Here is an 11,705-nt window from a genome sequence, read left to right as displayed (position 1 = left end):
TGATCCAGCAGATATTGCAGTGGTTCATTGAGACTGCCTCTTGGCTCTGAGCTGCCGGGTCTCACTTAGAGCGCCTCCCTTCCCATCAGTTCGAGTCCTGAGCTTGGTCATCCACCTGGTAAGGCGGCGCATCATCGCCTATCAGCACGGGTTTGCCATCCTGCCAGATCACCGCGTACTGACCCAGTCGCCGCTTGCGCTCCAAGGTTTCGGCGACTGCGTCGCGGAGGCTTTCGAGCATAGTTTGGGTATCCGGCGTCGGCTGAGTCATGGTCGTGCCTCCTTGATGAGGGCGTGGAAGTGGCGGTTATCGAGAATATGGCGCTGTGAGCCGGCCTGTTCGAACACCGGCTCAGGCGTTCCCCCTGCGTTCATAAAGCAGCGCGCTCGAGTAACGTTTGGAGCATAAAGTGTCAGCAGACTACGCGGGAATCGACGCTGAATGTCCTTCACCGGGATATGGAAGCGCCTTTCTCAGGCGCCTCTGCCCATCACTCAATATTCTGGATCTGAAGATGTAATTTGATGTATTTTTTATTTATAAAACAGTTGGTTAGTTTTATTTTATGCATAGTTTTTTATTTGTTCCTACCCATCTTACTCCCCATCTGGTAGGAGAGAGACAGTCCTAGCTGAGAGCAAATGCAAACCTACCACAATCAGCTCAAGGTGACGCTCTCGCAGGGGGCTTCGTGCGTGCGATGAAATGTCCACCACCTCTGGGCTGGTATTGAGAGTAATGTCAGCAGCGTAGTGGTGAAAATGCCGCTACTGACCTTGGGGGCGTGCATGATGTCCTGTTCAAGGCTTCCCAGACACCGTTCGCTGCGGGGAACCTTCTTCTTGTTCTGTTGCTGAGCCTGAGCGACAGAAATCTGCTTCATCGGTTGGCTTTGGTCAGACAGTGGCAAGAAAGCCAGGTTTTACCCTGCGGTTGACTCTCCGTCAGCTGCGGAGGTGTTTACGCAGCGCTTCCCTAGCCCCACAGCTACTCACTCTGCGACGGAAATGGGGCTCCCTCGCTTTCTTCCGCCTGATGACGTCGTTGCTCCGGCGTCCATAACGTCTTGAGATAGTTCACCACGGAGCGGATCTCGGCGGGGGTCAGGACATTCTCGAAGGCCGGCATCGTCAGTCGCTCGGTCTTGTTCCAGGGGTCGCGCCATCCCTCGGCGATGATCCGGTAGAGCATCGCATCGGAGTGTTTCCAGGTATGCCCCTCCGGCCCGTGAGGGGGAGCGGGCAATTCGCCCTGGGCATTCTGGTGCTCCCAGTTCGGCTGGCCCTCGCCCTCGCTGCCGTGGCAGCTGGCACAGTACTGCTGGTAGATCCTTTCTCCCTCTTCCAGCCGAGAGGTATCGCGCGAAGAGGGGCCACCCCCCGCCATGGCCTGCCCGGCGGCACTCATCAGCAGCCACGTTGTGACGAGGATCCAGAGCTTACGCATCGGGGGGTGTCCAGGTTTGGCCCTGATCTTCGCTGCGCATGAGCTCCCCCTCGCGATCCAGGGCATAGAGCGTTCCCTGCGGCGCAAGCGTAAGCGTGACGAACGTCGGGCCATCACCCTTTACTTGCTGCCACTCCTGGCCGCCATTGTCGCTGCGCCACAGGCCTTGCTCCGTGGCCACATAGACGTGTTCGGGATCGTCGAGCTTGTAGGCCAGATCATAGACTCTGCCGGCATCGAGCTCCCCGGTCGGTCGCCAGCCGCAGAAGCAATCCATCGACAGGCGAACCGCATCGTCGGACACCGCATAGAGCCAGCCAGTCTGCATGCTCCCCTCCATATCGGAGTGGATGAGCCGGCGAACGGGTTGGGCAGGACCGCTATCCATCTTCTTCCAGGTCGTGCCGGCATCCTCACTCTGGTAGAGGCCGTCGTCGGCAATCACCACATAGAGTGTCTCGGGCTGATGGCGGTGCACGTCCAAGGCGGTAACGTCCTGGTTAGGCAAGCCATCGTTGAGTTCCTGCCAGGTTTCTCCATGATCGGTGCTGCGCTGCACCCCGATCGAGGGGCCGGCGATATAGAGGGCCTGTTCGGCTGTTGCCGGTTCCGATACCGTTACCAACCGTCCCTCCGCTACTTCGTCGGGCAAGGGAATCATCGTCCAGGCCGCCCCGCCATCCGTGCTTTCGAAAAGCTGGTTGGCCTGTACTTTGAGCAGCCGTTCGCCTGTTTGGTCATAACTCAGCGACGGCAATGCCTCCTCGGCGGCCCCGGCCATACTGACGAAGCTCAGACTGGCCATGACCCAGCTCGTCAGTGACAGGGCACGCCAGAAGCGACCCGTGATTTTGTTCATTGCAATATTTCCTCGAATAATGGCTAGCCGATGCTGCCTAGCGCCGGAAAGGTGCGCAATAACCAATAGGACAGCTCGGTCAGTTTGCCGGTGATCATCAAGATGCCCATCAGGATCATGATCAGCCCGGCCGCCAGATGCATGACTCGGCCCCAGCGGCGCAGGAATGGCTGGTGGTGCAGGAAGCGATCGAGCGACACCGCCGTCAACAGAAAGGGCACCCCCAGGCCCAGCGAATAGATGCCGAGCAACGCCATTCCGCTCGAGGCATTGGCCGTCGAGGCGCTGTTTCCGTTCACCGGCTGGCTGCTCAGTCCCATCTACGCCGCCGCCGCGATGAGCCTGAGCTCGGTCTCGGTCATCGCCAACGCACTGCGGCTACGCGCCGCCAAGCTATGAGCCGGGGCCGCCGACAACCATAGAGGAGGGGGAGCATCATGGCTTATGTCGACCTGCAGCGACGTAGCGTATTGCGCCGCATCGGCGGTGTGGCGGCGTTGTCGACCCTGGTGGGGGCCGGGGTATGGACCGGGAGATATCGCCCCGCTCTGCGGGCGGCGTCCGCGTCAACGGCCATGGAGGGGCCCTTCGACGTCGACCTGCGTGTGCGAGCCCGTCCCGACAAGGTGGCTATCCTGCCCGGTGCGCCGAGCGACGTCTGGCGCTACACGGCCGAGCGAATCGTCGGGCCTGAAGATACCCTGACGCCCGTGGGTGAGAGTTATACGGGGCCATTGATTCGCCTGCGTCGTGGTCAGCGCTTGCGGGTACGCATCGACAACGATCTCCCCGAAGACACCACCGTGCATTGGCATGGTCTGCACGTACCACCGGACGTGGATGGTCAACCGCGCCTGCCGATCGCGCCAGCGACGAGCATGGCGGTCGCCTTCGATGTCGTGGATCGTGCCGGTCTGTACTGGTACCACCCCCATCCTCACGGCCCCGATGGTGGCCGGGTTGGCTTTCAGAGTTACGCCGGCCTTGCCGGTCCACTGATCATCAACGACGACGCCGAGCGTGCCTTGGAGCTCCCCGACGGAGAGCGGGAACTGGTCCTCATCCTGCAGGATCGCACCTTTAGCAATGGCAATGAGCTTCAGTACATCGACGATGGTGGCATGGGGGCGATGATGACCCGCATGCAGGGCTTTCGCGGGGAGCGGGTACTGGTGAACGGCCACCCGGACGCGCGACGCGAGGTGTCCACGCAGCCATATCGATTGCGCCTGCTCAACGGCTCCAACTCGCGCATCTACAAGCTGGCCTGGAGCGATGGCCGGGCGGTGACCGTCATCGGCACCGACGGTGGCCTGCTCGCCAAGCCCGAGCGGCGCCGCTCGGTCACACTGGCGCCGGCCCAACGGATCGATCTGTGGGTCGATTTTGGCGACACCGAGCCGGGAGAGTCCGTACAGCTGGTGAGCGAGGAGTACCAACTCGGCATGATGGGCGAGCGAATGGGCGACATGATGGACCGGGGCATGATGGGCGATCGAATGGGCGGCATGATGGATCGAGGGATGATGGGTGATCGAATGGGCGAGATGATGGATCGAGGCATGATGCGCGACATGATGGGAAGCGAGCGGCTCTCGCTAGTTACCTTCGCCGTCGTCGCACGGGCGAACGATGCGGAAACCCTGCCGGAACGCTTGGCTCAAGACCTGCCGGCCTCCCCGGTTCAGGCCGATACGCCAGTACGCCGCTTCGAGCTGGGCATGCGCATGATGCAGGGGTTCACGATCAACGGCCGGCAGATGGAGGGCGCGACGGTGGCAGATGACGAGATCGTCCGGCTGGCGCAGACGGAGATCTGGGAGTTCGTCAACAACACCATGATGCCGCACCCCATGCACGTTCATGGACTGCAATTCCTGGTTCAGGAGCGGATATCGGCGGGCGGCAAGACGGACCTGCACGATGGGATCATCGACGCGGGATTGCATGACACGGTGCTGGTGTTCCCGGAGGAACGGGTGCGCATCGCTCTGACCTTCAAGGACTTCGAGGGGTTCTACATGTACCACTGCCACACCATGGAGCATGAGGATGCCGGTATGATGCGCTACTTCAAGGTGGTGGCATAACGAACCGGTCTGGTTTCGATCACACCGTATTTCGATCACCTGGCAACCACACGGGATGACGATACAGATGTCCTTCTACGAGAATCGTGTTCTGCCGCATTTCCTCCACCTGGCGTGTGGCAACACGGTGGTCGATCGTCAGCGGGCGGCCGTGGTGCCGCAAGCCCGGGGCCGTGTTCTGGAGGTGGGTATGGGGTCCGGGCTCAATATTCCCCACTACGATCCGGACCGGGTCGAGCTGGTCTGGGGGCTCGAGCCTTCCGAAGGCATGCGACGCAAGGCCCGCCACAACGTCGCCAGCGCACAGTTCGAGGTGCGCTGGCTGGACCTGCCGGGCGAGGAGGTCCCTCTCGACGACAACAGTGTCGATACCGTGGTGCTCACCTACACCCTGTGCACGATTCCGGACTGGCACCGGGCGTTGGAGCAGATGCGTCGCGTGCTCAAGCCGGGTGGCCAACTGCTGTTCTGCGAACACGGCACGGCGCCCGACGAAGCCGTACGCCAGTGGCAGCGCCGTATCAATCCCCTGTGGCGCAGAGTGGCGGGGGGCTGCCATCTCAACCGCGACATACCCGAGCTTATCGGGCACGCAGGCTTCGGTATCCAGCGGATGGAGACGGGCTATCTTTCGAAGGTCCCGAGGTTCGCTGGCTTCAATTTCTGGGGGGGTGCTGTTCCCCGCTGATCAAGCTCGCGTGTAATGAGGCGATTCCCCGAACAACTGGCCATCCACTTCGATGGCGGTGCCATCCACGAACACTGGCACATAGCTCAGGGTCTTGACCTGATAGTCCAGGATCGGCGGCGCCAAGTGCCTTGCCCAGTAGCGAGCGATGCTCTGGAGCGCGTCGAGGTGGACCGTCCCCATGCGTACCAGGTATTTGCCGAGGCGGCCTCTCGCCGGCACGGTCTCGATGCCCAGCAGCTTCGCCGTGACCGGATCCTGACGAAAGGCGTCCAGATCGGACGCGCGCCATTGCCCGTGGCGAGGGAGGCCACCAGGCTCCAGAGTGTCTTCGCAACACTGGCGTCGTGCTTGAGGTGACTTTGCTAGGTGAACTGGCTCAGCAGGCCACTGAATAGCTATTAATAGACATTATTTAACCCTTGAGCGCCAGAATGCGCCTGGCACCGTTGAGCACAATGACCCCCGCGATGGTGCCGATAATCAGATCCGGATAATTGGTTCCGGTCCACGCGACCAAGGCGCCGGCGGTGATGACCCCCAGGTTGATCACCACGTCATTGGCCGAGAATATCCAGCTTGCCTTCATGTGCGCCCCGCCCTCTCGATGTTTGGATATCAGCAGCAGACAACTGGTATTGGCAATCAATGCGACGAATGCAATCGCCATCATCATCAGCGATTCAGGCTCGCTACCGAATACAAAGCGCCTGACCACCTCTGCGAGTACGCCAACCGCCAGAATCAGTTGGAGCACACCTGCAAGATGCGCGGCACGCACCTGCATTTTTACGCTATGCCCAACCGCATACAGGGCGAGCCCGTACACGGCCGCATCGGCAAAATTGTCCAGGGATTCTCCAATCAGGCCGGTGGAGTGCGCGATCAGGCCGGCCGTCATTTCCACCACGAACAGGACCGCATTGATACCGAGCAACCAACGCAGGGTGCCGGACTCCTGCGCGGCAGAGGCCGACGTGTCACCGACCGCCTTGATCGACTCAGGATCGGCAGCGGCCGTTTCCTGAAGCGAGGCTCCTAGCCCCAAGGTTGTCAGTTTTGCGGTGATGGGCTCGACCTCGCCGTCATGCACGACCTCTAATCGGCGGTTCGACAAGTCGAAGGACAGCACCCGAATCTCCTCAAAGCCGTTCAGGGCAAGGCGAATCATTCGCTCTTCCGATGGACAGTCCATCTTCGGCACGGCATAAACGCTGACCCATTTCCCCGATGCTTCGGAGGAGCGACGCATATCGGTATCCGCTATGGGCGTCGCATCGCCGCCACAGGGGGCTCCACAGGTTTTGCTCATGATACGACTCCACTTGAATATTATCGGGCTATCATTTAAAACCATATAGTCACTATAAGGTCAACAGAGCGGAGAGAATCCGTTGAGGAGGAGCTTGGTGCGTATTGGTCAGTTGGCAGAGTTGGTAGGGGTCGATACACAGACGATCCGCTTCTATGAACGACAGGGCCTGTTACCGTCGCCTGATCGGCAGGAGAACGGTTACCGTGTCTATACCGAGGAACATGGTGAGCGGCTGGCTTTCATTTGTCGCTGCAGAATCCTGGACCTGTCGCTAGCAGAGATTCACGAGCTACAGAGGTATCAGGACGACCCTCACCAACCTTGTGCCGCCGTGAACGCTTTGCTCGATGATCACATCTCTCACGTGCGCTCGCAGATAACCGCTCTACAGGCGCTTGAGAAACAACTCGTTTCACTGAGAGCGAGTTGCAACGATGGCCGGGAAGTTGAGGCGTGTGGGGTTCTTGCTGGAATTAGCGAGGGAAGCATGCACCAACAGTAGGTTGACGCATCAACCATTAAATCCGGATACCCTCCCCAGCCGTGCATTAGAATGTACGAGAGTCTGAAGAAACGCCCCAGCGATCCTGTTCGCCAGGGCGCCGCTGTGCTGATGTATTGAACGCTACTCAGTCGCGGTTAGTCACCATTGCCCACTCGCAGGGCCACGAAGTAGGTGCGGCCTTCGCGGTTGAGCAGAACAGGCACCGCTTGATCATCTGGCAGGCGGGTCAGCATCTCCTTCAGCTGTTCCGGACTCTCTACCGGCTGCTGGCCCAGTCTGACCAGCACATCGCCGGGGCGAATGCCGACGGCAGCGGCATGTCCGGCGGGGGCCACCTTGACGATGCGCACCCCGTGATCGATGCCAAGCCGACGCTTCTCCATGTCGTTCAACGGCTGAACCGCGATGCCCAGTCGAACCGGGTCGCCATCGGATTGACCGGGGCCGGCATCCGGCCACTCGCCAACTTCCACCGTGATGGTCTCCTGCTGACCATCGCGCAACACGGAGAGATCAACGTCTTCGCCGGGGGCCGTCTCACCGATCAGGCGCGGCAGCGTGGTGGAGTGGTCCACTTCCTGGCCGTTCACCTCAAGGATGACATCACCGGCCTTGAGGCCGCCTTGTGTCCCAGGGCTGCCGGGCTCGACCTGGGCAATCAAGGCACCCTCGGCCTGCTCCATGCCGAAGGACTCCGCCAGGTCCTTGGATACCGGCTGGATGCTGACGCCCAGCCAGCCGCGGCTCACGTACCCCTCTTCACGGAGCTGGTTGGCCACATCCAGTGCCACATCAATGGGAATGGCGAAGGAGAGGCCCATGTAGCCTCCACTACGGGTCAGGATCTGGGAATTAATGCCCACGACCTCACCGTCGAGGTTAAACAGTGGTCCGCCCGAGTTGCCCGGGTTGATCGCCACATCGGTCTGGATGAAGGGAACGTAGACGTCTTGGGGCAGGGTGCGGTTGATGGCACTGATGATCCCGGACGTCACCGAGTGGTCGAAGCCGAAGGGTGAGCCTATGGCGGCGACCCACTGGCCGACCTGGAGGTTGTCGGAGTTGCCCAGTTGCAGGGTGGGTAGGTTATCCGCCTCGACCTTGAGGACCGCCACATCGGTCTTCTCGTCGGCCCCCACCAGCTCGGCCGAGAGTTCGCGACGGTCGTTGAGGCGCACCAGAATCTTGTCGGCCTCCTTGACCACGTGCGCGTTGGTCATGATGTAGCCGTCTTGATCGAAGATGAAGCCCGACCCCAGTGACCGACGCGGCTCTTCATTGCGATTGGGCGCACCGCCAGGTGGCATCGGGAAGCGGTCGTCGAAGAAGTCACGGAGGATCTCCGGCACCTCCTGCCCCCCAAATTGCCGTGAGGACGTCATGGACCTCTCGACCTTGCGGGAGGTGGAGATGTTGACCACGGCCGGCGCGGCCTCGTCGACCAGTTCCGTGAAGTCCGGCAGCTGTGGCTCGGCGAGGGCTGGCGTTGCCACCATCAGCAGTAAAGCTAAGCTCATCAGCCAGGCGTGCGAGTAAGGCTTGGGTATCACAATGGGCTCCTTCCGGGGGCATGGAACATGGTAGCCAACTTGGTACAGTGCCCACTATGCAAAGTTCCGTACTCCTAACCCCGGCTCGGCCTTCAACAGAGTTCGGGCTTGAAGCTTGAGTTGCTATAGGTTTTATACTGCTGGGTCATCAGGTGACACCACAAGGATGACGCATGGGACATCATCACGATCATCCCCATCTTGCCCCCACCTCTGGTGACCGTCGGGTGAGTATCGCCATCTGGGCCAACGGGATATTGACCCTTGCCCAGATCGTTGGGGGCATTCTGGCGGGAAGCCTCTCGCTGATCGCGGATGCGCTGCACAATTTTTCCGACATGGCTGCGCTTGTCATTGCGTTTGCTGCCCGCAAGATCGCGAGACGACCGCCCGACTCACAGATGACGTTTGGCTATGGCCGAATCGAGGTTGTCGCAGCGCTGATCAACTACACCACCCTCATTATCGTTGGCATTTATCTAATTTACGAAGGCTTCATGCGCATGATCAACCCGCCAGAGATTCAGGGCTGGATAGTCGTTATCATTGGCATTGTCGCTCTTCTTGTCGATGCGCTAACGGCCTTGCTCACCTGGTCGATGCAAAAACATAGCGTCAATATCCGCGCCCTCTTCCTGCACAACCTGTCTGATGCCTTTGCGTCCATCGCCGTGATCATCGGGGGCTCACTGATTCTGCTGTATGACATGCGTTGGGTAGACCCCGCGATTACGATCGGTATTGCACTCTATATTCTCTATCTTGCCTTTACGGAGATAGGTACCCCTATCCGGACACTGATGCTGGGCTCGCCACCCGATGTCGATGGTCAATCCGTCATTGATCTCCTGCGCAGCGTCGAAGGGGTTGAGGATGTGCATCATGTTCACCTATGGCAAATGCAGGAGAATACCGCCGCGCTTGACTGCCACGTGGTGACGACGGAAGCCGGCTGGCAGCAGCTCGAGGCGATCAAGGCGGATATCAAAGCTCAGCTGAAAGCGCGCTTTGGCATTGGCCACTCCAGCTTGGAATTCGAGCATATTGATTATGCACATCAGGATGCCAACCTTTATGGGCATGGATAACACGCCACTATTCGCCGACTTAGGCACCCAACAGCGGCTGAGCTCCACTCAGCAGTATCCTGAGCTTTTTTAAACCTAACTCTTTGAAATTGAGAGAAAAATGTACAAAAAGGCGACGTTTATCCTGGCCGGAGCGTTGATGCTGACGGCCATCATCGTGATCGTGTCGAGGCCCTCGTTGTTGGGCATGGGCGCCGAGACGGCGAGCCGAGAGGGTGCACAGGCCGAGAATTCGCTGGTGCGCGCGCACTCGCCGGTCCTAGGATCGGAAGAGGCACCGGTGACGGTCGTGGAGTTCTTCGACCCGGCCTGTGAGGCCTGCCGTGCCTTCTATCCGCTGACCAAACGCATCCTGGAAGCCTACCCCGAGAAGGTGCGGCTGGTGGTGCGCTACACCCCCTTCCACGGAGACGTATCCGAAACCGCCATTCGCGTGCTCGAAGTGGCCAGGCGCCAGGATGCCTTCCAACCGGTGCTGGAGGCGCTGCTGGCTCGGCAGAGCCAGTGGGCGGCTCATGGCAGTGTCGATGAGGAAGCGATCATGGAGATCGCCAGCGAGGCCGGACTGAACAGAGCCACAGCCGAAGAGCAGCTCAATTCACCAGAGGTACAGGCGGTCTTCGACCAGGACAAGGCTGACGTCGAGGCCAACCAGATCAGCAAGACGCCGACCTTCTTCGTCAATGGCGAGCTGTTGGACCCCTTCGGCATGCAGGAGCTGGTCGACGCCGTTAACCGTGAGGTAGCCGAGGTCTCCGGCGAAGGGGATGCATCATGACACGACGCTGGTTGCTAGCGGGACTGATGGTCCTGAGCCCCGTGTTGGCTGAAGCCCGTTGGCAAGAGCGTGCCGGATTATCACCGGCCAAGCCGGTATCGGCCAGGGCACAAGGTCGCGTCGCCCAAGAGCTCACTGTGGCACCAGGGGATACCCTGGACGCACTGCTGCAGCAGCTTGGCGTGGATGCCGAGATGCGCACCCAAGCGGCGACCTCGCTGGCGAACAGGTTCGACCCGAGACGATTGCTGCCCGGAGATCGTATCACTTTCACCTCTATGGCGACGGGACAGCCGGTGTCGGTGGCCATCGAGCGTGACTCGGGTATTCAGTACGTCGTCACCCTGGGTGAGCGTCCGTCGACGCGCATTGTCCAGCCTCGCCTCGACACCCTGACCTTGGGTCGTGAAGTAGATGTCAAGACGTCACTCTATGCCGCCTTGGAGGCTGAGGAGATACCCAGGCGTTTCGCAGCAGAGCTTGACATGCTGCTGGGCGGACTCATGGACACACGCCGTGATATCGCGGGGGGCGAGCGCCTGCAATTACTGTGGGAAGAAGATCGCCGTGAGGATGGCACTCGAGTCGGGCCTCCCCGTCTGACCTATATGAGGTTGGTTGACCAGGGGGAGCGGCTGGAGGTGCTGTGGCCGGCGGACCAGAGAACCACCGTGATGCTATTTAAAAATGGTAGCCTCTTGGACTCCTTGCAGATTCCGGTTCTCGGCGCACGCCTGACATCTCCCTTCGGCAACCGGCGCCATCCCGTATCCGGAGAGGTCCGACGTCATGACGGTATCGATCTTGCCGCGCCTCGCGGCACCCCGGTCATGGCCACCGCACGGGGGCGCATTTCCTTCATCGGTCGCCGGGGAGGTTATGGTCGTGTCGTCGAGATAGAGCACGAGACGGGCACCATCAGTCGCTATACGCACCTCAGCCGGTTCGTCGCCAGGCTGGCGGTCGGGGACTCCATCAAGGCCGGCGAAAAACTGGGTGAGGTAGGGGCCTCCGGACTCGCCACGGGGCCCAACCTGCACTACGAGGTGAGAGTGGATGACCGCCCCGTGGATCCTCTCGAGGAAGGGCAACTCATCCTTCTGAGTGAGTCACCCACACGCCAGGAGTATCGCAGCGCACTTTTCGAGGCTCGGACACGTCTGCAAAAAAACATTGGAACGTCCGCTGCTCCCGATCTGGCCGCATTGGACAATCGATAAGCCACCAGGCGGGCTTGCGATGCAACCCGCCTCGGTGGGCACGATCTGCCTATCGTCATGAGACCCTACCGCCTCAGCGGCAATCGCTTCACCCGGGAAGGGGTTATGGAAGGTATCTCGACAGTCACGCTGGGTTTTTAGGCAGCCTCACCGCCGGCGTGATGG

14 protein-coding genes are annotated in these 11,705 nt (G+C 60.4%); 7 read left to right on the top strand and 7 right to left on the bottom strand.

The genetic code is table 11. From position 1 onward, the window contains the following. Positions 1-85 precede the first annotated feature (85 nt). The 4 genes from KUV72_RS07030 to KUV72_RS07015 all read right to left on the bottom strand — a co-directional run bounded on the left by KUV72_RS07030 (position 86) and on the right by KUV72_RS07015 (position 2,563). Positions 86-271: a hypothetical protein gene (locus KUV72_RS07030; RefSeq protein ID WP_222237868.1), complete on the bottom strand. Its 186-nt coding sequence runs from the start codon at positions 269-271 to the stop codon at positions 86-88. Positions 272-988: 717 nt separating this feature from the next. Further along, positions 989-1,447, bottom strand: a complete 459-nt coding sequence (locus KUV72_RS07025) for a c-type cytochrome (RefSeq protein WP_035414159.1) — start codon at positions 1,445-1,447, stop codon at positions 989-991. Then, positions 1,440-2,252: a WD40/YVTN/BNR-like repeat-containing protein gene (locus KUV72_RS07020; protein WP_242520795.1), complete on the bottom strand. Its 813-nt coding sequence runs from the start codon at positions 2,250-2,252 to the stop codon at positions 1,440-1,442. The genes KUV72_RS07025 and KUV72_RS07020 overlap by 8 nt, the downstream gene beginning before the upstream one ends. 77 nt (positions 2,253-2,329) lie before the next feature. Then, positions 2,330-2,563, bottom strand: coding sequence for a cytochrome c biogenesis protein CcdA (locus tag KUV72_RS07015; RefSeq protein WP_261317384.1), 234 nt, complete (start codon positions 2,561-2,563; stop codon positions 2,330-2,332). On the opposite strand from KUV72_RS07015, the gene KUV72_RS07010 reads away from it, so the two are divergent. The 3 genes from KUV72_RS07010 (at position 2,547) to KUV72_RS07000 (ending at position 5,084) form a co-directional block, all read left to right on the top strand. Further along, entirely contained in the window at positions 2,547-2,705 is a 159-nt protein-coding gene (locus KUV72_RS07010; protein ID WP_222238070.1) for a hypothetical protein, read from the top strand. The two genes, KUV72_RS07015 and KUV72_RS07010, sit on opposite strands and share 17 nt — an antisense overlap. Positions 2,706-2,743: 38 nt before the next feature. After that, positions 2,744-4,396 (top strand): multicopper oxidase family protein, encoded by a 1,653-nt coding sequence (locus tag KUV72_RS07005; protein ID WP_035470148.1) that lies wholly within the window; start codon positions 2,744-2,746, stop codon positions 4,394-4,396. A gap of 67 nt (positions 4,397-4,463) precedes the next feature. After that, a complete protein-coding gene (locus tag KUV72_RS07000; RefSeq protein WP_035470151.1) occupies positions 4,464-5,084 on the top strand; it encodes a class I SAM-dependent methyltransferase in 621 nt (206 codons plus the stop codon). Here KUV72_RS07000 and KUV72_RS06995 read toward each other — a convergent pair whose 3' ends face one another. Both KUV72_RS06995 and KUV72_RS06990 read right to left on the bottom strand, forming a co-directional pair. After that, positions 5,085-5,306, bottom strand: a complete 222-nt coding sequence (locus KUV72_RS06995; protein ID WP_108131996.1) for a hypothetical protein — start codon at positions 5,304-5,306, stop codon at positions 5,085-5,087. 193 nt (positions 5,307-5,499) lie between these two features. After that, positions 5,500-6,396, bottom strand: coding sequence for a cation transporter (locus tag KUV72_RS06990; RefSeq protein WP_035414185.1), 897 nt, complete (start codon positions 6,394-6,396; stop codon positions 5,500-5,502). Between the two features lie 97 nt (positions 6,397-6,493). Between KUV72_RS06990 and cadR the strand changes: the two genes are divergently transcribed. After that, positions 6,494-6,901, top strand: a complete 408-nt coding sequence (gene cadR / locus KUV72_RS06985; RefSeq protein ID WP_035414187.1) for a Cd(II)/Pb(II)-responsive transcriptional regulator — start codon at positions 6,494-6,496, stop codon at positions 6,899-6,901. A gap of 137 nt (positions 6,902-7,038) precedes the next feature. Here the strand turns inward: cadR and KUV72_RS06980 are convergent, their stop codons facing one another. Next, on the bottom strand, positions 7,039-8,421 hold the full coding sequence (locus KUV72_RS06980) for a DegQ family serine endoprotease (protein WP_222237867.1): 1,383 nt from the start codon (positions 8,419-8,421) through the stop codon (positions 7,039-7,041). A gap of 206 nt (positions 8,422-8,627) precedes the next feature. Between KUV72_RS06980 and KUV72_RS06975 the strand changes: the two genes are divergently transcribed. The 3 genes from KUV72_RS06975 (at position 8,628) to KUV72_RS06965 (ending at position 11,540) form a co-directional block, all read left to right on the top strand. Next, positions 8,628-9,542 carry a cation diffusion facilitator family transporter gene (locus KUV72_RS06975; protein ID WP_035470160.1) on the top strand — a complete coding sequence of 305 codons (915 nt, stop codon included), beginning with the start codon at positions 8,628-8,630 and terminating at the stop codon, positions 9,540-9,542. Between the two features lie 100 nt (positions 9,543-9,642). Then, positions 9,643-10,320, top strand: coding sequence for a DsbA family protein (locus KUV72_RS06970; protein ID WP_035470163.1), 678 nt, complete (start codon positions 9,643-9,645; stop codon positions 10,318-10,320). After that, on the top strand, positions 10,317-11,540 hold the full coding sequence (locus KUV72_RS06965) for a M23 family metallopeptidase (protein WP_197037084.1): 1,224 nt from the start codon (positions 10,317-10,319) through the stop codon (positions 11,538-11,540). The genes KUV72_RS06970 and KUV72_RS06965 overlap by 4 nt, the downstream gene beginning before the upstream one ends. Positions 11,541-11,705 lie beyond the last annotated feature (165 nt).

This window comes from Halomonas sp. DP4Y7-1 (assembly GCF_019800705.1).
Lineage (GTDB): Bacteria > Pseudomonadota > Gammaproteobacteria > Pseudomonadales > Halomonadaceae > Halomonas > Halomonas litopenaei_A.
Note: the sequence above shows the minus strand (reverse complement) of the source record. Positions and strands in the feature narration are given on the sequence as shown.